The sequence below is a fragment of the Nannocystis exedens genome, assembly GCF_002343915.1.
In the GTDB taxonomy this organism is placed as follows: Bacteria; Myxococcota_A; Polyangia; order Nannocystales; family Nannocystaceae; genus Nannocystis; species Nannocystis exedens.
Window position 1 is genome coordinate 167,129 of sequence record NZ_NETK01000001.1, and the last position, 21,581, is coordinate 188,709.

Sequence of the window (21,581 nt, forward strand, 5' to 3'; positions counted from 1 at the left end):
CTTCGGAACCTCTTCAACGCGACGTGCCGCAACTACTGCCCGCAGCGGGGAAGGCGGCGCGCGACGCCGCGAGCGCGCGCGACCAGGCCGCCGCGTCGAACTGATCGCCGCGCCGCTCAGCGCAGCGCCCATAGCCGCGGCTCCCCGTCAACCCGGGCGAGCCGGTGCGGTCGGGCGGACGGACCCGTTGACGATGTCAACCTGTTCGAGTAGGTTGACATCGTCAACCATGGAACTCCTCATGCCCACCATTCTTATCACCGGCGGCCACAGCGGCATCGGGTTGGAGTGCGTCAAGGAACTCGCCGCGCGGGGGGTCGACATCGTCCTGGCCGGTAGGGACCTTGCGCGCCTCGACGAGACGGCCGCAGCCCTTCGGCTGCGTTGCGGCGTCAAGGTGACCACACTCGGTATGGACGTCTCGTGCCTGGGCTCGATCCGCGAGGCTGCCGCGCAATGCCGCCGGATGATCGAAAGCGGCGAGATCGGCCGGCTTCAGGCGATCCTGTGTAATGCGGGGGCGACCTTCCGCGGCGAGCCTTCCTACACCAAGGATGGCTATGAGCTGACCTTCGCCACGAACTACCTGGGCCACTTCCTTCTAGTCCAGCTCCTGATCGACAGCCTCGAAGAAGATGGCCGGGTGGTGTTTACCGCCAGCGGCACCCACGACCCCGACACCACTGACGGCAAGTTCATCGGTCGCGCGGTGAAACCGGACGCATTCGCCCTGGCGAAGACCGGGCTGGACGGGAACAAGCGTCTGCCCGGCGGCAAGCGCTACACGACCTCGAAGCTCTGCGTGGTGCTGCATGCCTACGAGCTCGACCGCCGGCTGAAGGCGGCCGGACTCCGCATCTCATCCATCGCCTATGACCCTGGCGCCATAGCGGCAACCGGCTTGCTCAGGGACGTGCCAGGACCGGCAAGGGCGATGATCGGGTCGCGACCGGTCCGCTGGCTGATGAAACGGGTCGGCCTGACCCTCGGCGATCTGGTCCAGTCCGGCCGCGCCCTTGCCCATCTCGCGGTCTCGAGCGATGTCTTGTCGGGGCGCTATTATCAGTGGAAGGACGGCGCCCTCCACGAAAGGCGTTCGGCCGATCTGACCTACGATCAGATGCTGGCTGAAGCGCTGTGGCGGGACTCTAGGACGCTCGTGCAACTGAGCCCCGAGGAGGAACCCGAAAGGCTCAAATGACGACGCACGACAAACTGGTTCAGGCCGCAGCGACATTGCTGGACACGGGTGGCGAACAGGCCGTTACCCTGCGCGCGGTCGGTCATGCGGCGGGGCTCTCTCACAATGCCCCTTACAAGCATTTCCGAAACCGCGACGCTCTGCTCGCGGCCGTCGCCACAGCGGACCTTGAAGCCCTGGCCACAACGTTCGCGGAACTACGCGGCTCGGCACGAGCACCCAGGGACAAGCTGCTGGAGGCCATCGGCGCCCTAGTGACGTTCAGCCGGGAGCGGCCAGCGCGCTATCGGCTTGTCTTCAGCACACCGACTCTAGCCCAATACCATGTCGAGCTGCAGGCGCAAAGTACCGCCTGCCTGGCTGAGATCATGGCCATGGTCGAGGACTGTAAAAGCGCGAACGAGCTGCCTGAGGCCCCCACCAAGAGCCTAGCGAGCCTGTTCCTGGCGACAATGCATGGCCTCGTTACCATGGAAGCCAACGGCCTGCTGCAGCGGGAAAAAGGGCTGCCGACCGTTGAGGAGAACATCGCCCTGATGGTCAGCCTAGTGTCACGCTAGTCCGGATTTCTCACCACGGATAGGTGGGGCCCGGCAAGCGGCTGTCAAGCGGCTTGGCGGGAGGTTGTTGGACGCCGTCGACGTGAGCCGCGAGGCCGCGCTCGTTACGCCCGGGGCTGGCGCGAGATCGAGCTGTAAGAGGGATTACAAAGCCGGCTACGCGTTTTGGGTGACCTGCGCATAAGGACAGACGAATCCCGGCGCGCAGCGCAGCGCACCATTGTGTGACGGACGGCGAGGGCCGTCAGCGTCTCATGACGTGATGACGGTGGAGGTTCTCGAGGACGCGCCACCACACGTGCTGGAGTGGGAAGACTGAGCTTAGGGAGACGCGGATCCTGCGGACCGAGGCGGTGACGATGGCGCCGATCTTGAGCAGCCGCGTGCGGATCGTGGAGACCTGGGCGTGGGCGAGCTCGGTGCCGGCGAGGGCGAGTCGGCGGAGCTCGTTGAGGATCATGTAGGCGACGGACGAGAGCCACAGGCGGAGCTGGTTGGCGCGCAGCGTGTGGGCGCTGGTGCGGTCGGCGAAGAGGCCGAGTTGCTGCTCCTTGATCCTGTTCTCCATGTCTCCGCGAGCGCAGTAGAGGTCCTCGTAGAGCGAGCGCGCGTCGTACTCGTCATGCGAGAGGTTGGTGGCGACGAAGCGCGGATTCTCCTTGTCCGTCGTGTACTCGGCCTTGCCGACCACCCGGCGCTCTCGCGACCACGTCCGGTTGGTCTCGTAGCGAAAGTCCTTGAAGACGCGTGCTTCCTTGCCGGTCTGCTCGGAGGTGGTGCGGGCCTGCGTCATCTCGTCCTCGATCTCGGCGATCAGGCGCGAGTTCTTCTGCAGGCCGAGGACGAAGAAGAGGCCGTTGTCCTCGCACCAGCGCATGACCTCGTCGCGGCAGAAGCCGGAATCGCCGCGCACGATGATCCGGACGGCCGGCCAGCGAGCGAGGATCTGACTGACGATCCTCTCGAGCTCCTCGACCGCGCCGCTGACTGGCTGCTTGTCGGCGGTGTTCAGCGCGGCGCCAAGGATGAAGTCGCCGCAGAAGACGTACAGCGGCAGGTAGCAGTAGCTGTCGTAGAAGCCATGGAAGAAGCGACCCTCCTGCTTGCCGTGTACGGGGTCGTCCGTCGCGTCGAGATCGAGGACGATCTCGGCGGGCGGCCGATCGTGCGCGGCCAGGAAGGTGTCGACGAAGAGGCGCTGAATCCCGTGGTCGTCGTAGCTGATCTTCTTGTAGCGCTCGTCGCCGGCCACCGTGGGCTTCGCCAGCTCCAGGCGGTTCAGCGTGCTCTTGCCCGCCAGCGCATGGCCCCGGTCGCGCACCCGCTTGCGCTGCTCGCCGGTCGGATCGGCCTTGCCTATCGCCAGCGCGAGCAAGGCATCGTCGCGGAGCACGTCGTGGTCGTTCAGGTCCTCGTAACCACACAGCAGGCCCAGCACGCGCTGCGCGAGCAGTTCCTCGACGGTGTGCTCGACCCGGCTCGGGTCGCGGTGGTCCCGAAAGCAGGCCGCGAAGTCCCGAAACACACCTGAACTCTTGGTCAGCTCGCGCAGCAACAGCAGGCCGCCGTCCGAGCTGACCCGCCCGGCGTCGAAGGCGGCCTCGACACGCCTCCGCCCGGCCGGTTGAAAATCGAACTCGGTGCGGATACACCTTGTCGTGTTCCGGCCGTACCCCTGGGTGGTCAGCAATCGTTTCACACCCGCTCGAACTCGGGAAGTGCGGCCGGAATTCCTTCCCGTGGTGAGAAATCCGGACTAGTGCTGCGACCGTAAGGTAGCGATCCGAAAACGATGCGCGAATTTGCGCTCTGACCTGGAACGTGATCTACGGGTGCCATGAGGCAGAAGAAGCCGCGGCCCCGGTTCCCCGGACTCAAGCTCAAGGACGAGGATCGAGAACTCCTGCGCCGAAAAGCCCGGGAGCGGCTCACGGTGCGGACCTGGAAGCGAATTCGCATGCTGCAGTTGCTGGACGAGGGGAAGACGCTGGCGGCGACGGCGGCAGCGGTTGGATCGGCGGTCCCCTCGGTTCGGCGGGTTGGAGAGCGGTATCTCGCTGCGGGCGTCGAGGTCGCGCTCAAGGACGCGAAGCGACCGGTCCCACCGCGGAAGCTCGATGCTCGGCAAGAAGCCGCGATCGTCGCCATGGTTTGCGGGCCACCTCCTGAAGGACGCGCTCGGTGGACAATCATGCTCATCGTCGAGGAGTGCATGAAACGCAAGCTCGTCGACCAAGTCGGCCGGGAGACGATCCGGGTGTTGCTGAAAAACCACGCGCTCAAACCGTGGCGGGAAAAAAATGTGGTGCGTTCCTCAGATCGACGAGGAGTACGTCGCGCGGATGGACGACGTCCTCGACACCCTGGCGCGACCAGCCGACGCGTCGGAGCCGGTCGTCGCTCTGGATGAACGACCGGTCGTGCTTCGAGACCCCGCTCGACCTGGCCGGCCAGCCTCACCTGGCCGCATGGCCCGTCAAGACTATGAATACGTGCGGCGCGGAACCGCAAATGTCTTCTGCATCGTCGAACCCAAGGCAGGGCGCCACCTGACCTATGCGACGCCGAACCGCACGGCGAAGCAGTTCGCTCGGGCTCTCCGCAAGATAGCTCAACGATATCGTTCGGCGCGGACAATTCACCTCGTCATGGACAATCTTAACACCCACCGCCAGAACTCGTTATGCACCGCTTTCGGCGATGACGCGGGGCGCGAGCTTTGGAGCCGGTTTACCGTGCACTATACTCCCAAGCACGGGAGTTGGCTCAACCCTGCCGAGAACGAGGCGAGCTTATGGTCACGTGAATGCCTTGGACGGCTTCGGATCGGCTCTCTCTCCGAACTGCGCCGTCGAACGTCTCTGTGGAACAAGGACGCCCACCGCCGGCGGCGGAAGATCACTTGGCGGTTCACCAAGGAGCAAGCCCGAGCGGTGTTCAGAATCAGCCAGATCACTACGTCGCGGTCGGAGCACTAGGTGGTGCGCCGAGCTCGCCGGACGGCGATTACAAAAAATAGTGGCTCCGGCAACCACGGCGGGCGCCCATGGGCGCCCACCTTTCCGAGCGCCCCTTCCCTCGATCGCATTCACACGGAAAACCGCCGAACGACGCCTGCGCTGCGAAGCGCCGACGGCCGCGGGCGACCTCGCCGGCGCCGCCGAACTCCTCGACCGCCACGCCCTGCGGCGACGAACCAAGACACTCGGCATCGAGCAGGAAAGCCCACGCCGGCGCCTCCTCGGGAGGCCGCCGAGCACGTGAATTGCTGCCGGAGCCGGGCAGGAGCTTGCCCGTCGCGCGAAGTGCCCGCCGACAAGCGTTACATCGCTCGCCGGTGTTGCCAACGGACGGAGCCGACGACCGTGGGTGTGGGTGACGGCCGGCGTTGCTGTGCCGTCGGGTCGGGGGCGTCATCGCGGTACAGTGGCGGGGCGCCCAGGGTCGCCCACGGCCTCGATGTCTGCCTGCGCCCGCGCGTTCGATCGTCATGAGCGACGAACCGAGGGCCCAGCTAATTGGGTTTCAGGTGAGCGAGAGCCGCCAATTCGGGGCGCGCGCGGATGACGTCGCCGACGAGCAGCGGGACCGCGCTGTTGGTGCGCGCCTTGGCGATCGCCTCGCGAGCGAGCGCGATGTCGCCGTCGGCGGCGGCCAGCGACGCGAGATCGAGCCAGAGCAGCCAGCGCTCCGCCGCTTGCGGCGTGTCGGCAGCGAGGTCCGCCGCGAGCTCGATCGCGCGTTCGAGGTCGGCGCGGGCGCGGTCCGGCTCGCCGGCGCGGAGGTATGCGCGGGCGCGCCACGTCAGCAGGTCGCAGGCGCGGGCGCGGGCGTCCGGCGTCTGCGCGGCGGCCGACAACTGCGCGGCGTCGAGGGTCCCGAGCACGCTCAGCAGCGCGTCGCGGGCCCGCGGGTCGCCGAGGTGGTTGACGGCGGTGTTGCGCCACAGCGCGTGGTTGGCGTCGAGGAAGCGCTCGGGGTCGAGTTCGCGCAGCAGCGGGCTCATGACGTCGGGCCGCGCGCGCAGGGCGGTCAGCAGCGCCGGCTCGAGCGGTCCGGGGGTGGCGAGCAGCGCGGCCCACAGCGCGCGCGCCTCGGCGACGCGGCCGACCTGCCACAGCGCGTGGGCCCGCCACACCTGCTCGTCGGGCGCGAGCGGGCCGACGCGGTCGAAGGCCGCCAGCGCGGCCACCGGGTCGTTGCGGACGAGCGCGCTCGTCAGGCTCGCGCGCGCGGAGTCGGTCGGCGGCGCGTCGACGGGCCGGCCGCCGCGCATCGTCACGCGGTGCAGCTCGGCGGTAATCCACGACGGCCTGTCGTGGACGGTGCGGACGACGAGGCGGTAGCGGCCGGCCGGCGGGAGTTCGTCCGTCAGCGGCTCGCGGAGCGTCCGCGAGGTGCCGTCGGGCGCGGTCAGCTCGCACGCGACCTCGCCGAGCGCCGGGAGCACCGACACACGCATGGTCAAGCGGGTGGCGACGTCGGTGCGCCGCGGCCCGATCGTCGGCGGCCGGAGGTCGGACAGCCGTCGGTCGGCCAGGCCGCACATGAACACCCGCGCGACCTCGACGCCGCCGCGGCTGGTGCCGAGGGTGTGCGCGCCGAGCCAGACCGTCGGCGGGGCCTTCGGGCCCTCGCCCTCGGGGACGAGGACCACCTCGAGGCCGCTGCCCCACTCGGTCTCGGCGACGGTGAAGTCGGCGGCGAGCTCGAGCAGTTCGCCCGACCACTCGACGGGCAGCGAGGCGAGCGGGCCCTCGCGGTCGGCGGCGATCGCCAGGCTGCGCGCGCCGGGCGGGTGGCGCAGCCCGAGCGGCTTGTCGATCGTCCACGCCGGCGCGAGCGGGCGGTCGAAGCCGACGTCGACGCGCTCGCGGGCGACTGCGACCAGTGGCGCCCAGCGGTGCTCGAGCGCCTCGCGGACGTCGACGTCGAGCCCGGGCGAGGCCTGCAGCGCCGCGATCGTCTGCAGCGCGGCCTCGTAGTCGCCGAGGCGGAGCTGGGCCCGCATCGCGCCCTGCAGCGCGTCGACGGCGAACTCGGGTGCCTGCGCGGCGTCGCGGAACAGCCCCTCGGCCTCGCGGTCGCGGCCGGAGCGCTCGCGCAGCACGCCGGCCGTGTAGAAGGCGAGAGCGCGCGAGTTGGGCCGCGAGGCGCGGCGGCCGAGGTCGGCGAACTCGCTCGCCGCCTCGTCGACTAGGCCGAGGCTTTGCAGCGACTTGGCGTGCTGCCACGTGCGGTTCCAGGCCGGGTCGTCGAGCTCCGGCGGCGTCGGGGGCTCCGGCGCGGACGGGGTCGACACGACCTCGTCCCCGCCGGCACCGAGCACCCACGTCCGAGTCCCACGGTCGGCCTCGGGGATGTTGACGATCAGCTCGTCGGCAGCGTCGTCGTCGAGCTGGGCGAACGCGAGGACCTGCAGGTCGCCCAGGATCACCGGCGAGAACTCGCCGTCGTCCTCCTGCAGGTACAGCAGGGAGTGCGCGCGGCCGCCGTGCCCGTACTCGACCGCGATGTCGTCGCGGCCGTCGCCGTTGGCGTCGCCGACCAGCAGCGGCCACGAGTCGAACTTGAGGGCGCCGGCCGGCTGGGGGTACGCGAGGTAGTCGCGCCGGACCAGGCGCTCGCCGTCGTGGCCGAACACGTACAGGCCCTCGGGGTCGCCGTGGGGCCTGTCGGGCGGGAACACGAGCGAGCTCGCGTCGACGTTGACGTTGTGGGCGATCAGCAGCGGCGCCCCTCCCGGCCCGCGAAGCGGCGCGATGCCGAGGAGCATGCCGAGCTTGTCGCGCGCGACGGTCCGCAGCGTCCGCGTCGCCAGGTCGAGCCGCAGCAGGCGGACGTCGTAGGCGCGCCAGCCCATGAAGCTCGCGGCGAGCTCGTCGCGGCCGTCGCCGTCGAGGTCGACCGGCGCGAGCCCGCTCGGGATCGAATGCAGCGTCTCGGTCATGCTGTAGACGACCCGACGCTCCCACCCGCCGTCGTTCCGCGGGATCAGCGAGTTGACCTGGTACCCAGTGCCTGTCCCGACGTACAGCTCGCGGACGCCGTCGCCGTCGAGGTCGGCGGAGGTCATCGCGGTCGGGAGCGCGTCGTCCCAGGTCAACAGCGGGGCGAGGCTGTCGGCGTCGGCGCGGTAGAGGGTGATCGGCAGCGCGCTCGCCAGGCCGCGGCCGACGGCGTACAGCGGCTCGCCCGGGGCCACCAGCAAGAGCTTCGTACCCGTGGGGGCCGGCAGCGCGCGCACCGGCGGCAGCCCCGGCGCGCGCGCGGCGACGTGCAGCACCCGCGGGTCGTCGCGCGTCGACGTCAGCACCACGCGGTCGGCGTCGACGAAGACCCGGTCGACGTCGCGGTAGCTCGTCGCGCTCGCGCCGACGAGCGCGTCGGCGAGCGCGCGCACGCTCGCCGGCCCGCCTTGGGCCAGCTCGACGCGCGCGGCCGCGAAGTCGCGCCGGCCGAACGCGACGTCGCGCCGCAGCCCGGCGAGCTCCGGCGCCGCGTCCGGGTGCTCGCGGCCCAGCAGGTCGAACACGCTGGCGAGGGCGTCCCACTCGAGGCCGGCGCGGAACAGCCGGGCGAGCCCGACGAGCGCCTCGCGCTGCTCGTCGGGCGCCACGGCGCGCACGTAGGCGGCCGCGAAGGCGGCCCGCGCCGCGTCGGTGTCGCCGTCGTCACGCCGGCGCGCCGCCTCGCCGAGCCACGCGCGCGCGAGCGCCCGCGTGCCGTCGTGCAGCGGGTTGTCGACGAACGCCGCGAACACCCGCGCCGCCGTGGCCGGGTCGCCGGCGGCCCGCGCCTCGCCGATCCGCGCCTCGGCCGACGCCAGCGAGTGCTCGGCGGCCTGCTCGACCCCGCGGCGCAGCCACTCGGCGCGCACAGCGACCGCCAGCAGCACCAGCAAGACGGCCGCGAGCGCGCTGGCGAGCGCGAGCGCGGCGACCCGCAGCCGCTGGCGTCGCGCTGCCAGCGGGTCGCTGGCGAGGCGGTCGAGCAGCTCGCCCATCGCCGGGAAGCGGTCCTCGGGCCGGCGCGCGAGGCCGCGGCGCAGCACGGCCCACAGCCACGCGGGCACGCCTTCGCCGGGGTCGCGCGGGTCGCCGGCGACGACCGCGTCGCGCAGCTCGGCGAACGTCTCGCCGGCGAACGGCCGCGCGGCGCACAGCGCCTCGTACAGCGCGGCGCAGAAGCTGAACTGGTCGGAGCGGGCGTCGGCGGGGCGGCCGGCGAACTGCTCTGGGGACATGTACGCCGGGGTCCCGAGGAGCACGCCCGCAGCGGTCAGACGGACCTGGGTCCCGCGCATCTCGCCGTCGCCGGGCTGCGCGGGCTCGTCAGCGAGATCGCCCCAGGTGACGAGGCCGAAGTCGACCACCCGCGCGCGGCCGTCCTCGCCGACGAGCACGTTCTCGGGCTTGAAGTCGCGGTGGACCAGGCCCTGCGCGTGCGCGGCGGCGAGGCCGTGGCCGGCCTGCACGAACATGGCCAATAGTTCGCGCTGCGAGCCGCCTGCGGCGCGCCACCGCTGCGTCCACACGCGCAGAGTGCTGCCGGGGACATACTCCATGGCGATGAAAATCCGCCCGGCCGACGCGCTGACCTCGAAGATCTGCACGACGTTGGGGTGCGACAGCTGGGCCAGCGCCTTGGCCTCCTGCAGGATCCGCCCGTAAGCGTTGGTGCTGCCGGCGTGGACGCGCTTGATCGCCACGCGGCGGTCGAGCAAGTCGTCGTAGGCGACGTGGACGACGCCCATGCCGCCCTGGCCGAGCACACGCAGCAGCGTGTAGCGCCCGAGCCGGTCCCCCGCCGTCTCGTCAAACGCGGCGACTTGGGAGGGCTCCGGCGGGGTGCGGGCCGGATCGTCGCTCATCGACTCGCGCGTCACCGCCGACGCGGACACGGCGAGCCGCGTCCCTGCGCCGCTCGGTCCGGCGGTGATCGCCCGGGCGATCGGTGTCTCGTCGGCCGACACGCCGGCAGTATGCCAGCGTCCGGGGCTTCTCAAAGGATTTCCTACTTCTGCATCGGCCATTGATGCCGATCGCGGCGACACAGCTTCGGCGCCCGCCACGCCCGTTCGTGCGCGCGCCACGTGCGGTTTCAGCAGCCGCGGCTCGCGGCCGGCCTCGCCGACCCCGCCCGCGCGATGCGACCGGTACCTCGGCGGTGCTGGTCGTCACGGCCCGGCACAGCAGTTCGACGACCTCGCGGAGGCGCGCTGAGCAGGCGCGCTGTCCTGGCGCTCGCGGTACGGCATGCGAGTCGACCTCTTCCGAGCCGACGACCGATATGAGGCCGGCTGCCGGACTGTTGTCAGCATTCGCCAGGCCGACGTGCAGGCGCACACGAATCATTGGCAATTGAGCAAGAGCCGCCGAATACCCATAAAAATTGTCGGCCAGCATGTATTGTCGTGCGAATATTCATAGAGCCAAAGACGACCCGCCCTCCTCATGTTCCATCAGGAGGCTGCCGATCTGCGGGTTGAGCTCGGCCTTTGCAGGCTTGGCTTGCGGCCCTCGTCGAGGTGCGTGCATGACTCACTTGACAATCAAGGGCGCCCAGTGGGCGCCCACTGGGCGCCCACTGCTGGCGATCGGCGCTCATCCCGCCCATCGACAACGGGCTTGCCATACGGGGCGAAATGTCCCTACGATTCGGACCTCCCACGATCCCAGGATTTAGCATGATCGCGCTGCGCTCCGAGCTTCTCCGTCGCCCGTGCTTCCACATCAGCGGCCCGCGAGCGTCTGTCCTCGCCGCCGGTCTGCTCCTCGAACTCTCGCTTGTCGCGGGGTGCCAGAAGGTCTGCAGCGATGACGGCTTCGCCTGGCAGCAGGATGCGAGCTGCGTCGCCGCGTTGTCGGCGACGGAGACCGCGGGGTCGGAAAGCATGACCGACCCGTCTGAGTCGATGACGACCCCGACCACCGGAGGAAACGGGGGCCAGTGGTGCGTCGACGCGGACATGGACGGCTTCGGCGACCCGGCGTCCTGCACCGACGTGCCGCCGGGAGACCCCCCGCCGCCTGGAACTGTCGACAACGACGACGACTGCGACGACGGCAGCGACAAGACCTTTCCCGGCGCGGCGCCCAACGACGACCCGAACGCCTGCATGCGCGACGCGGACGACGACGACTGGGGCGATAACACTCCCGACGGCGGCGGCGGCGACGGGATCGTCCCCGGGAGCGACTGCGACGACAGCAGCGGCAAGACCTTCCCGGGCGCGGCGCCCAACGACGACCCGAACGCCTGCATGAAAGACGAGGACGAAGACGACTGGGGCGACAACGATCCTCCGGGCGAGGGGGGCATGGACGAGGTCGTCCCGGGCACGGACTGCGACGACGCGAACATGAACGCCTGGGCGAGCTGCGGCGGGTGCAGCGACGAGGACAGCGACGGCTGGCTGTCGATGTGCGACGCCTATCCGCCCGAGTACCCTGGGCCGGACTGTGACGACGGCGACGCCGACACCTTCCCCGGCGCGGCGCCGAACGACGACGCGAACGCTTGCATGAAGGACGAGGACGGCGACGACTGGGGTGACGACATGCCGACCACCCCCGGCGTCACCCCGGGCACCGACTGCGACGACCTCGGCGCGGGCACCTTCCCCGGCGCGGCGCCCAACGACGACGCGAACGCTTGCATGAAGGACGAGGACGACGACGACCACGGCGACGCGCGGCCGGGGCCCGGCGTCACGCCCGGGAGCGACTGCTTCGACGCCAACCCGAACCTCAACCCGAGCAACAACGTCCTCGTCACCGCGCCGCTCGCCACCGGCGAGATCCTCGAGGTTCACCCTGACGATGGGTCCCTCACCCCGTACGCCACGGTCGACGTGTTGCTCCTCAACCCGTGGATCCCGACGAGCCTCGCCGTCAACCCGATGGACGGCTCGGTCTACGCGGCGCTGGCCTTCCGCGACAGCCTCGTGACGATGAACTATTGCGGCGCGGGCACGCCGACCGCCCTGCCCGCGGCGCACAAGAAGAACGTCTGCGGCATCACCTTCGACCGCGACGGGAACCTCTACGGGATCGACGGCCAGGTCGACCAGCTCCTCATCTTCAACCCCGACGGCTCGCTCTCGCCCGAGAACATCAAGCCCCTGACGTTCGAGGGCAAGACGCTCAACGTCGGCGACTGCGGCATGAGCTACGACTGCCACGAGGACCGGCTGCTCGTCTCCGACTCCGCCTCGGGCGGGATCTACAGCGTCAGCATCGCCGACGGCGCCGCCACGCGGGTCGCCGATGTCTCGCAAGAGGCCCACGGCAGCGGCCTCGAGTACGATCCGACGACCAAGCTCGCGCTCTCGTGCGATCAGAACTCGTTGATCTCGGTCGCGCTCGACGGGTCCAACGATTTCACCAAGCTCGCGGATCTCGCGGCGCCGGTCGACGACCTCATGTTCGGCCCCACGTGCGACTAGCGGGCTCTTCCTCCCTCCCTTCATCGACGTGGCCCCCATCATGACGACCACCGCAATCGTTCGCACTACCACTCTGACAGCGCTCCTGTCGACGGCGCTCGCTTCCGGACCTGCTCAGGCGTCGGCGCAGGACGCCGCCTCCGGCTCGGCGACCGTGACCGCCCCGCCGCCCGCGGCGTCGGCTACCTCGACCGCCGGCACGACGCAGCCGCGCTCCGCGGAGGAGCGGACCCCGTGGATCAAGCGGCACCGGCCCGTCCGCAACTCGTGGGAGCTCGGGATCTACGGCGGCGTGTTCCTCCCGTCGACGCGGCACGAGTTCTACGAGCCGGACCTCGGGGTCGAGGGGTTCGGGTATCAACGGCTCGCACGCGCCGGCGCCGACCTCGGCCTGCGCGTCGGTTACTACCCGCTGAGCTTCCTCGGCCTCGAGCTCGAGGGCGGCGTCATGCCGATGAAGGTGGCTGACGGCCGACCCGCGACTCTCTACACGTTCCGCCCGGTCGTCCTGGCCCAGCTCCCGTACCGGATCGCGCCGTTCATCCGGGTCGGCTTCGGCCTCCTCGGGATCTCCTCGCCGTCGCTCGGCAAGGACATCGATCCCACGCTGAATGTCGGCGGCGGCGTGAAGTTCTACATCAATCGCCTGCTGGCGCTGCGCCTCGACATCGTCAACAACGTCGCCACCGCCCGCGGCGTCGGCAACGCGCGCTCGAACAACCTCGAGATCCTGCTCGGTCTGTCGCTCCGACTCGGCAAGCAGAAGGAAGCGCCGGCGCAGAGTCTGAGGGACACCGACGGCGACGGTCTGTATGATCCGGGCCAGGTCGGCGTCGCGCCGGCCGACGAGGACGCGTGCCCGCAAGAGCCGGGGCCGCGCGAGAACCGGGGCTGCCCGCTGCGCGACACCGACGGCGACGGCCTGTACGATCCGGGCCAGGCCGGCGTCGCGCCGGCCGACGAGGACGCGTGCCCGCAGGAGCCGGGGCCGCGCGAGAACCGGGGCTGCCCGCTGATCGACAGCGACAAGGACGGGCTCTTCGATCCCAATCAGCCGGTGCCGGCCGAGCAGATCGATCTTTGCCCGAACGAGCCGGGCCCGCGTGAGCTCAAGGGCTGCCCCGACCGGGATCAGGACAAAATCATCGACCAGAACGACAAGTGCCCGGATCAGCCGGAGGTCTACAACCAGATCGCCGACAGCGACGGTTGTCCCGACGAGATTCCGAAGGAGGTCAAAAAGATCTCCGGCGTCCTCGAGGGGATCTACTTCGACGTCGACAAGGACACGATCAAGCCCAGGTCGAAGCCCATCCTCGACAAGGCGGTCAAGGTCCTCAAGGAGTACTCCGAGACGCGCTGGCGGATCGAGGGCCACACCGACTCGGACGGCGATCGCGAGCACAACATGGACCTGTCGCAGCGCCGCGCCGAGGCGGTCCGCAACTACCTCGTCGAGCACGGGATCGACGCTCAACGCCTGGTGCCCCAGGGCTTCGGCCCCGACCAGCCGATCGACACCAACGCGACCGCCAAGGGCAAGGCCAAGAATCGCCGCATCGAATTCAAGCTGATCGATTGATCGGGCGAGGGGATGGGCGCTCGTCAGCCACGGTGAGCGCGCTTGCAGGCGTCGACGAGGCGCCGGTGGGGCGTCGGCCGCCGCACCGAGGTGCGCCTCCGCGGTGTCCCGTCCCGCCTCCCGCACGCACGCGAGCGACTCGGGCGTCACCGTGTAGACCGTGTCTAGCGGCCGTGACGAAATCTGCGCATCTGCACCGACTCGTTGACCGCCGGGAGCTCGCCGAAGATCGCGTGCGCCGCGAGCTGGATGGCGAGCTGCACGGGGGCGTCGCTGCCGAGCCGGAGCGAGCGGCGCCGGCCCGGGCCCTACACGAGTGTCTGCCGTTGCCTTCGCGTCCAGGACGATTTTCTCGAAGGCGCGCGCGAGCTCGGCGGCCGTCGCGGGCGCACTTCCCCCGAAGGCGTCCACCGCCCAGAACGCGCCGTGCACGGCGACCACGAGGTGACGCGCCCAGGGCTCGCGCCGTACCAAGCGATCACGCCACCTGGCATTCTTCTTCGTCGGCCCGCGCACCGGGTCATCATGGCGCCGCACTCACTCGACTGGCGAGAACCGACAGCCCACGCTTCGTGTTCCTGGGCCGGCGCGCCGATCGACTCAAGCTGCTGCGGTGGGACCACAGCAGCTTCGCGGTCCTGTACAAGCGATTGCACCGCGCGACGACGACGGCGCCGAAGGCCGCGAACCCGTCGCAGCGCTCGACCGAGATCGACGAGAAGCCGAGCGCCTGCCGCTATTCGATCGGCAGCGTCGCGCCCGCCCCGGCCAGCACCGTCGCGGGCACCTCCTCCGCCGGGATCGGTGAATAGTCGTACGGCGGCACGAAGTCGTCCGGCGGCCCGTCGATCTGCGGCTCGACCGTGTTGACGAAGATATTGCTATCCGCGTTGGTGACGCGTCCCGGCCCGCCGACCGAGGTCGAGTAGCCGGTGATGATCGGCACCGACGGGCTCATCCCGTCGTCGTCGACGAGCGTGTGATCGAAGTAGCAGTTGTCGACCCGGACCCGCGCGTTGTCGCGGAGCGACACCCCGTTGCCGGTGTGCCCGGTCAGCCGGGTCACCCGCGTGTAGTTGTTGAACACGTGCGCCTCGCTCTGCCCGACGTACGGTCCGCGCTCGAGGCAGTCGAGGAAATAATTATTATACATCGTCAGGCGCTGCTTGCCGATGTTCTCGACCTCTCCCGAGCCGCCCCCGACCAGCATCGCCTTCCAGCTGTCGGTGAACTTCGTCCACGACACCGTGACGAAGTCGCAGCCGCGCGTGATGTCGATCAGCCCGTCGTAGTACTCGTCGTTGTCGTCGACCACGAACGGCTCGCCGGGCGGCTGAGCGCGCAGGTCGCAGTGGTCGATCCACACGTGGTGCGTGCCGAACTTCAGCGTGATCGCGTCCTGGTCGCCGCTCCCGAGGTCGGCGACGACCCCCTCGATCGTCAGGTTGCGCAGGATCACGTTATGCACCTCGGACAGCCGCAGCCCGACGCCCTGCAGCCGCGAGCCCGGCAGCCCGAGGATCGTCTTGTTGGAGCGGACGTAGATCTGCTCCTCGCCGACGATCGTCCCCGAGACTTTGATGATCAGCGGGTCGTCCGAATCCTCGGCCGCGCTCCGCAGCTCGTCGTACGTCGCCACGACGACCGTCGGCCCGCCCGCACCGCCGTAGGTCCCGCCCTCGAGCGCCGCGTACCCGATCGGCTCCTCCGCGATCGGCTCGGCCGGGTCTCCCGTGTCGGTCGCGGTCTCGGTCTCGCCCGCGCTGGTCGTCGACGTGCTGTCGCCGCCGGTGCCCGTCGTCATCGCCCCCGTACTCGTCATCGGCTCCTCGGTGCCCGTCGTCGGCTCCTCGGTGCCCGTCGTCGGTTCCCCGGCGCCCGTGGGGTCCGTCCCCGCGGTCGTTCCGGTCGACGCCCCGCTCCCGGTCGTCGTCGTCTCCGGCGAGTGCCCGTCGGAATGGGGTTGGGGGCAGCCGAGCAGCGCGAATGCAGCAACCAGCAAGACAGCGTTTCGCATTCGCTTCCATACCGTCCCCTCGACGGGCGCCGCAAGGCGCAGCGACGCCCGTCGCCGCCCGCCCGCGGACGAGTCATTCGCGCGATCGTCCCGTGGCCGACCGGCCGGTCACCACCCCGCCCGAACGCTGCGAGGATTCCACTCCTCGCAGCCCGCAGCCCCCACCGCCGCGCGCAACCTCGAACTGCCGCCGACAGCCCTCGCCTCGGCGTCGCCTCGGCGTCGCCCGGTTCCAGGAGGTCGGTCCCTCGCATCGGTGAACCCCCCGAGCGCCCGCGACTGAGGCTCGGGATGGAACACGACTCCGACGAGCGATTTCGTGAGCAGATAGACGGATGTCGGCGAAATTGCGAGCGCGATCGAAGGGTCGAGGAATTGTGCGTCGTACTGCTTCGGGCAGTAGCGGCAATTCATCTCACCGTGAGGACTTCGAGCACGCCCGGCAGGTCTCATGCGAATGGACGTCGAGCGGGCGCGCCAGCGCTTGAACGATCCGGCGCGGCCTCGCGCTCGGCCAGGCGAGCTCGACAGGATCGATATCAGTCGAGCACGGCGGTCGGTAGCACACCTTCGCGCCGCGAGCCTCGCCTCCCGGTCCGCGGTGCCGCTGCACCATGCTGCAGCCCTTCGCGTCCCCGAGCTCGCAGGCCCTCTCGGCCAGCGGTCGAGTCTGTCCGGGTCGACCGCCGTACCGCTCACGCGCGGGGACGGACCGCCGCGAGGTCGCTGCCCGCGGCGGCGCTGCCCGCGTCGCGGGCGTGCTGGAAGGTCCGCGCCCCGCGCTTCGGGTCCGCCGCCCCGCCGTCACGACCGCCGCCGCCGTGCGCGCCACATTCCCCAAGCACGCGCTTCAGTGCGTGCTCCAAAATTCACGATTTCCGACGCGCAAAACCCACACCCACGACAGGGCCCCGGCGCGCATAGTACCGTCGTCCGGCTCGCCCGAGCCGACCCGCATGGCAGGCACCACGCTCTTCACCCTCCTCGACGACCTGGCCGCGCTGCTCGACGACGTCGCCGTACTGACGAAGGTGGCGACCAAGAAGACCGCCGGGGTGCTCGGCGACGACCTGGCCCTCAACGCCGAGCAGGTGGCCGGCGTCATCCCCGAACGGGAGCTGCCGGTCGTGTGGGCGGTGGCGAAGGGTTCCACCGTCAACAAGGTGATCCTCGTGCCGCTCGCCCTGCTGATCAGCGCCGTGGCGAGCTGGGCGATCACCCCGCTGCTGATGCTGGGCGGCGCCTTCCTGTGCTACGAGGGCTGCGAGAAGCTCGCCCACCGCTACCTCGCGCCGGCCGCGGACGCGCGACGCGAGGCTGCGCTGGTGCGGGCGATCGCCGACCCGGCCGTCGACATGGTCGCGTTCGAGCGGGCCAAGATCCGCGGGGCCGTGCGCACCGACTTCATCCTGTCGGCCGAGGTCATCGTGATCTCGCTCGGCGCGGTCGCCTCGGCGCCGTTCGCCACCCGCGTGCTGACGCTCGTCGCGGTCGCCCTGCTGATGACCATCGGCGTCTACGGCCTGGTCGCGGGCATCGTCAAGCTGGACGACGCCGGCCTGCACCTCAGCAAGCGGACCGGTCCGGCGCGCCGCTTCGGCGAGCTGATCCTGCGCGGCGCGCCCTACCTGATGAAGGGCCTGTCGATCGCCGGCACCGTGGCCATGTTCCTGGTCGGCGGCGGCATCCTCGTGCACGGGATCCCCGGCGCCGAGGCGCTCGGCGAGCGACTCGCCGCCGCCGTCCCGGGCGGGGGGTTCGTCGTGCCCAGCCTGTGGGGCGGCCTCGTCGGCCTGCTCGTCGGTGCGCTCCTGCTCGCCGTCGTCACCGGCGTCCAGCGGCTCGTCCGCGGCTCGCCCGAGGCCGCCGGCGGACCGCCGCCGGCGTGAGCCGCACGATCCGCCGGGCCCGCGCGAAGACCTGTCCTTCAGGACATGTAGCGCAGCCGCGATCCTCCTCGGCCTGTCGAGTCACCTGGCCTCCGGCGGGAGCGTGAATTCCGCCAGGATCTCGGTGTGCACCACGGCCGACTCGAAGTGGGCCGCGCGCACCGCCCGGTAGCGCTCGTCGGCGAAGAAGCGCTCCTTCGCCGGACGATCGGGGAACCCGATCGTGAACACGCGGTTGCTGCGCTTGTCGGCGCCGCGCAGCACCTCCGCCACCACGAAGTCGTGGCGGAAGCAGCCGCCGTGCGCCGCGAGGATCGGCGCCATCGCCTCCCGGTAGCGCGCGTACGCGGCCGGGTCCGCGACCACGAGCGCCACCAGCATCGCGTGTCCTCCGCCCTCAGCGGCCATGCGAGTAGCCCCCGTCGACCTCGAGGGTGATGCCGGACACGAACCCCGCCCTCGCCAGGAACAGCACCGCGTCCGACGTGTCGCGCACCTCGCCGACGCGCCCGAGCGGGTGGATCGCCGCCAGCGCGTCGGCGTCCGCGATCAGCGGCGTGCGGACGATCATCGGCGCGAGCGTGTTGACCCGAATGTTGTGTTTGGCCAGCTCGGCGGCGAGCGAGACCGTGAGCGCATGGACGCCGCCCTTGCTCGTCATCGCCGCCGACGCCGGCAGCGCGGTCATCGCCTGCTGCACGAGCGCGGCGCCGACGTTGATGATCGAGCCGCCGCCGGCCGCGATCATCAGCGGCACCACCGCCTGGGTCACCAGGTACGTCCCCTTCACATTGGTCGTGAAGAAGTGCTCGAGCTCGTCGGCCGTGCTGTCGAGGAACGGCTTGGCGCCGAAGATGCCGGCGTTGTTGACCAGCACGTCCGCGCCGCCGAGGTGCTCGCGCGCCGCCGCGGCCAGGGCGCGCGCGGTGCCGGGGTCACCGACCTCGCCCGCGACCGCGAACACCCGCGACCCGCTGCGGTCGAGCTCCCGCCGGACGCGCTCCAGCTTGTCCGGATCGCGGGCGTTGAGGACCAGCCGGGAGCCCTCGGCGAGGAAACGGCGGGCCAGGTCGAGGCCGATGCCGCTGCTGGCGCCCGTGATGATGACCCGGTCCATTCGATTCGACATGAAATCCTGCCTCCGTGGCGACAGGTCTAGGCGAGTTCTCCATTCCAAGAAAACGGTATGTTTCGATGAACTCGATTACTCTTGGTTCTGGAGCTTCGCCGCGTGACGTACGACCAACTCCTCGCCTTCCTCGCCGTCGCCGACGCCGGCGCGTTCACGGCCGCGGCCTTGACGCTGCACAAGTCGCAGCCGGCGGTGAGCAAGCTGGTGCGCAACCTCGAGGACGAGCTGGGCATCGAGCTGTTCGATCGCGGGAGCTACCGCGCCACCCTCAGCGACGCCGGCCGCCTGTTCCGCGAGCGCGCGGCCGCGGTGATCGAGCAGGTCGAGGGGCTGAAGAGCTTCGCCAGGGAGCTCGCCGGCGACGTCGAGCCGATCGTCCGCCTCGCCGTCGAGGCGATCACGCCGCTCGCCTCGCTGATGACGATCCTGCGCGCGGTGGGGGCCCGCTTCCCGGCCGTGCGCATCGAGCTGGCGACCGAGCGCCTCACCGGCGCCGCCGCCGCGCTGCAAGAGGAGCGCGCCGACCTCGTCATCGCCACGCGCCTCGGCGTCGCCTCGGCCCGGGTCGAGCGCGCATACCTTCAGAGCGTGCGCATCGTGCCGGTCGCCCGCCGCGACCACCCGCTCGCGACCTGCGGCGCTCCCATCCCCCCGGCGCTGCTGCGGACGCACGCGCAGATCGTCCTGCGTGACAGCGCCCAGGGCCCCGACTCGCCGTCGCTGAACGTGCTCGAGGGGGGGCTGCGCTGGAGCGTCACCGACGTCGCGGCGAAGAAGGACATCATCCTCGCCGGCATGGGCTGGGGCGGGCTGCCCGAGCACCTCGTCGCCAGCGAGCTCGCCACGGGCGAGCTCGTCGTGCTCGCGGTGCCCGAGTTCGAGGTCGACCGGATGGAGCTGTTCGTCATGCGGCGACGCGACCGCCCGCACGGCGTCGTGGCGAGCGCGCTGTGGGACGAGCTGAAGCGCTGGGCCGCGGCGGCGCCGGCGAGCGCGGCGGGCAAGACTCGACGCGCGCCGGCGCGACGCCGGGACGCGGGCGCCCGGACGCACGATCGGCGACGCGCGTAGCGACGCCGGATGCGCCGCGCCCTCTACCGGCCGTGCACCTCCGCAGTGCCGGCACGGCCCCATGGGGCGCCTCGGGGGCTGCCCTGCGGCCGCGCCTCGGCGCACCGCCGGTCGGCTCGCGGAACTCCTCGACAAACTCGCGGCACATCGGTTGCTGACGCCCGCGCCCTGCCGACAGGCTCGGAGAAATAGCGATGATCATGAAGCACGTAACTTTGAATTGGGGGCGCTGTCTCGCGCTCTCGGCCGGGATCCTGGTCGCGGGCGCGGCCGCCGAGGCGCACGCCGACCCGACCTTGTTGTGGAGCACGTACATCGGCGGGGTCGACGGGAGCACCAGCTACGACGTCTGCTTCGACGGCAACGCGGCGCTGATCAGCGCCGGCATCACCGCCTCGTCGACGGGGATCGCCGGCAGCACCGCCGGGAACTTCACCCACGACGCGACGCTGTCCAGCCTCCACGACGCCTACATCACCAAGTTCGACTCGGCCGGGACCCGGCTGTGGGGCACCTACTACGGCGGCAGCGGCAACGACTGGTTCAACAAGGTCACGGCTGCGCCGGGCGATTTCGTCTTCGCGGTCGGCAACACCGCGTCGCCGAACACGAACAACGTGATCGCCACCCTCGGCGACACCACCCTCGACGGCGCCCAGGACGCGATGCTCGTCAAGTTCAGCGCGACCGGCTCGCGGCAGTGGGGGCGCTACCTCGGCGGCAACGGCATCGAGCGCGGCCAGGGCGTGTGCGCCGCCTCGTCCGGCACGGTCTACGTCGTCGGCGCGACGACCTCGACCAATCTGGAGACCAACTCCGGGTCGCACCAGCCGGACAAGGCCGGGGACGAGGACGCGTTCATCGCCAAGATCACGAGCGCCGGGGACCTGGTGTGGATCACCTACTACGGCGGGGACGACGGCGAGACGGCGGCGCAGGACTGCGTGGTCGACCGCTTCAACAACATCTACGTCGTCGGCGCGACCTACGCGAGCAACGGCATCGCGCTGAACGGCTGGGACAACACCCACACGGGCTCGCGGGACGCCTTCCTCGCCAAGTTCAACACCAACGGGGTCCTGCTCGAGGCGACCTACTACGGCGGCACGGGCGACGACGTCGCCAACGCCGTCGACCTCGACGCGAGCAACAACGTCTACATCGCCGGCGCGACGACCTCGCCGGACACCAGCCTCGACCTGATCGACACGATCGGCACCTCACTGGAGGGCGACCAGGACGGCTTCGTCGTCATGTTCGACACCACCCTGTCGCGCGTGTGGGGCCGCTATTACGGCGGCACGGAGGCGTTGTGGGCGACCGAGGGGTTCCACGACCTCGAGATCGAGGGCAACGCGGTGCTGCTCAGCGGCAACACCTCCGCGGCGGACAACATCTCGACGTCCGACGCGTTCTGGACCGACTTCGGCGGCGAGGTCGACGGCATGTTCGTCGCCCTCGACAGCACCAACGGCGACGAGTTCTTCGCCACGTACATCGCCGGGACCGGCGAGGACGCGGACGACCGCGGTTGGGGCGTCGCCGGGACGTTCGCCCACGCGGCCGTCGCCGGGGCCGCCGGCGGCCCCGGCATCGCCACCGCCGGCGCGCACGACAGCGTGTTCGACGGCGGCGAGGCGTTCCTGATGCTCATCCGCATGTTCTCGATGTGATCGAAG

At 70.4% G+C, this 21,581-nt stretch carries 15 protein-coding genes and 1 pseudogene; 10 read left to right on the forward strand and 6 right to left on the reverse strand.

Going from position 1 to position 21,581, the window contains the following annotated elements:
* The first annotated feature begins 229 nt into the window (after positions 1–229).
* The gene (locus NAEX_RS00585) at positions 230–1,201 is read left to right on the forward strand and encodes an SDR family NAD(P)-dependent oxidoreductase (protein WP_170135335.1); all 972 of its coding nucleotides are present in this window, start codon (positions 230–232) and stop codon (positions 1,199–1,201) included.
* Positions 1,198–1,761 (forward strand): TetR/AcrR family transcriptional regulator, encoded by a 564-nt coding sequence (locus NAEX_RS00590; RefSeq protein WP_096325582.1) that lies wholly within the window; start codon positions 1,198–1,200, stop codon positions 1,759–1,761. The genes NAEX_RS00585 and NAEX_RS00590 overlap by 4 nt, the downstream gene beginning before the upstream one ends.
* 244 nt (positions 1,762–2,005) lie before the next feature.
* Here the strand turns inward: NAEX_RS00590 and NAEX_RS00595 are convergent, their stop codons facing one another.
* Positions 2,006–3,448, reverse strand: a complete 1,443-nt coding sequence (locus NAEX_RS00595) for an IS1380 family transposase (protein WP_143825747.1) — start codon at positions 3,446–3,448, stop codon at positions 2,006–2,008.
* Positions 3,449–3,598: 150 nt separating this feature from the next.
* Between NAEX_RS00595 and NAEX_RS00600 the strand changes: the two genes are divergently transcribed.
* Together NAEX_RS00600 and NAEX_RS00605 are read left to right on the forward strand one after the other, a co-directional pair.
* A complete protein-coding gene (locus NAEX_RS00600; RefSeq protein WP_096325583.1) occupies positions 3,599–4,171 on the forward strand; it encodes a helix-turn-helix domain-containing protein in 573 nt (190 codons plus the stop codon).
* Entirely contained in the window at positions 4,104–4,739 is a 636-nt protein-coding gene (locus NAEX_RS00605; RefSeq protein ID WP_170135336.1) for an IS630 family transposase, read from the forward strand. The genes NAEX_RS00600 and NAEX_RS00605 overlap by 68 nt, the downstream gene beginning before the upstream one ends.
* Positions 4,740–5,275: 536 nt before the next feature.
* On the opposite strand, the gene NAEX_RS00610 is transcribed toward NAEX_RS00605, so the two are convergent.
* Positions 5,276–9,736 (reverse strand): protein kinase domain-containing protein, encoded by a 4,461-nt coding sequence (locus NAEX_RS00610; RefSeq protein WP_170135337.1) that lies wholly within the window; start codon positions 9,734–9,736, stop codon positions 5,276–5,278.
* Between the two features lie 921 nt (positions 9,737–10,657).
* Between NAEX_RS00610 and NAEX_RS00615 the strand changes: the two genes are divergently transcribed.
* Together NAEX_RS00615 and NAEX_RS00620 are read left to right on the forward strand one after the other, a co-directional pair.
* Positions 10,658–12,211, forward strand: a complete 1,554-nt coding sequence (locus tag NAEX_RS00615) for an NHL repeat-containing protein (RefSeq protein WP_143825489.1) — start codon at positions 10,658–10,660, stop codon at positions 12,209–12,211.
* Between the two features lie 154 nt (positions 12,212–12,365).
* Positions 12,366–13,793 (forward strand): OmpA family protein, encoded by a 1,428-nt coding sequence (locus NAEX_RS00620; RefSeq protein WP_170135338.1) that lies wholly within the window; start codon positions 12,366–12,368, stop codon positions 13,791–13,793.
* A 164-nt stretch (positions 13,794–13,957) separates the two neighbouring features.
* On the opposite strand, the pseudogene NAEX_RS49345 reads toward NAEX_RS00620, so the two are convergent.
* Positions 13,958–14,074, reverse strand: a pseudogene (locus tag NAEX_RS49345) (choline/carnitine O-acyltransferase); the annotation flags it as partial.
* A gap of 291 nt (positions 14,075–14,365) precedes the next feature.
* Between NAEX_RS49345 and tnpB the strand changes: the two are divergent.
* On the forward strand, positions 14,366–14,605 hold the full coding sequence (tnpB, locus tag NAEX_RS54290) for an IS66 family insertion sequence element accessory protein TnpB (RefSeq protein WP_170135339.1): 240 nt from the start codon (positions 14,366–14,368) through the stop codon (positions 14,603–14,605).
* Here tnpB and NAEX_RS00630 read toward each other — a convergent pair.
* Entirely contained in the window at positions 14,530–15,810 is a 1,281-nt protein-coding gene (locus NAEX_RS00630) for a pectate lyase family protein (protein ID WP_143141544.1), read from the reverse strand. The two genes, tnpB and NAEX_RS00630, sit on opposite strands and share 76 nt — an antisense overlap.
* Before the next feature lie 956 nt (positions 15,811–16,766).
* On the opposite strand from NAEX_RS00630, the gene NAEX_RS00635 reads away from it, so the two are divergent.
* The gene (locus tag NAEX_RS00635; protein WP_096325589.1) at positions 16,767–17,699 is read left to right on the forward strand and encodes a DUF808 domain-containing protein; all 933 of its coding nucleotides are present in this window, start codon (positions 16,767–16,769) and stop codon (positions 17,697–17,699) included.
* An 81-nt stretch (positions 17,700–17,780) separates the two neighbouring features.
* Here the strand turns inward: NAEX_RS00635 and NAEX_RS00640 are convergent, their stop codons facing one another.
* Both NAEX_RS00640 and NAEX_RS00645 read right to left on the reverse strand, forming a co-directional pair.
* On the reverse strand, positions 17,781–18,080 hold the full coding sequence (locus tag NAEX_RS00640) for a DUF1330 domain-containing protein (RefSeq protein WP_245913560.1): 300 nt from the start codon (positions 18,078–18,080) through the stop codon (positions 17,781–17,783).
* A 16-nt stretch (positions 18,081–18,096) separates the two neighbouring features.
* Complete coding sequence (locus tag NAEX_RS00645) at positions 18,097–18,828, reverse strand: SDR family NAD(P)-dependent oxidoreductase (protein ID WP_096325591.1); 732 nt, start codon at positions 18,826–18,828, stop codon at positions 18,097–18,099.
* Between the two features lie 102 nt (positions 18,829–18,930).
* Between NAEX_RS00645 and NAEX_RS00650 the strand changes: the two genes are divergently transcribed.
* Positions 18,931–19,902 (forward strand): LysR family transcriptional regulator, encoded by a 972-nt coding sequence (locus tag NAEX_RS00650; protein ID WP_096325592.1) that lies wholly within the window; start codon positions 18,931–18,933, stop codon positions 19,900–19,902.
* A gap of 194 nt (positions 19,903–20,096) precedes the next feature.
* On the forward strand, positions 20,097–21,575 hold the full coding sequence (locus NAEX_RS00655) for an NHL repeat-containing protein (RefSeq protein ID WP_211302329.1): 1,479 nt from the start codon (positions 20,097–20,099) through the stop codon (positions 21,573–21,575).
* Positions 21,576–21,581 lie beyond the last annotated feature (6 nt).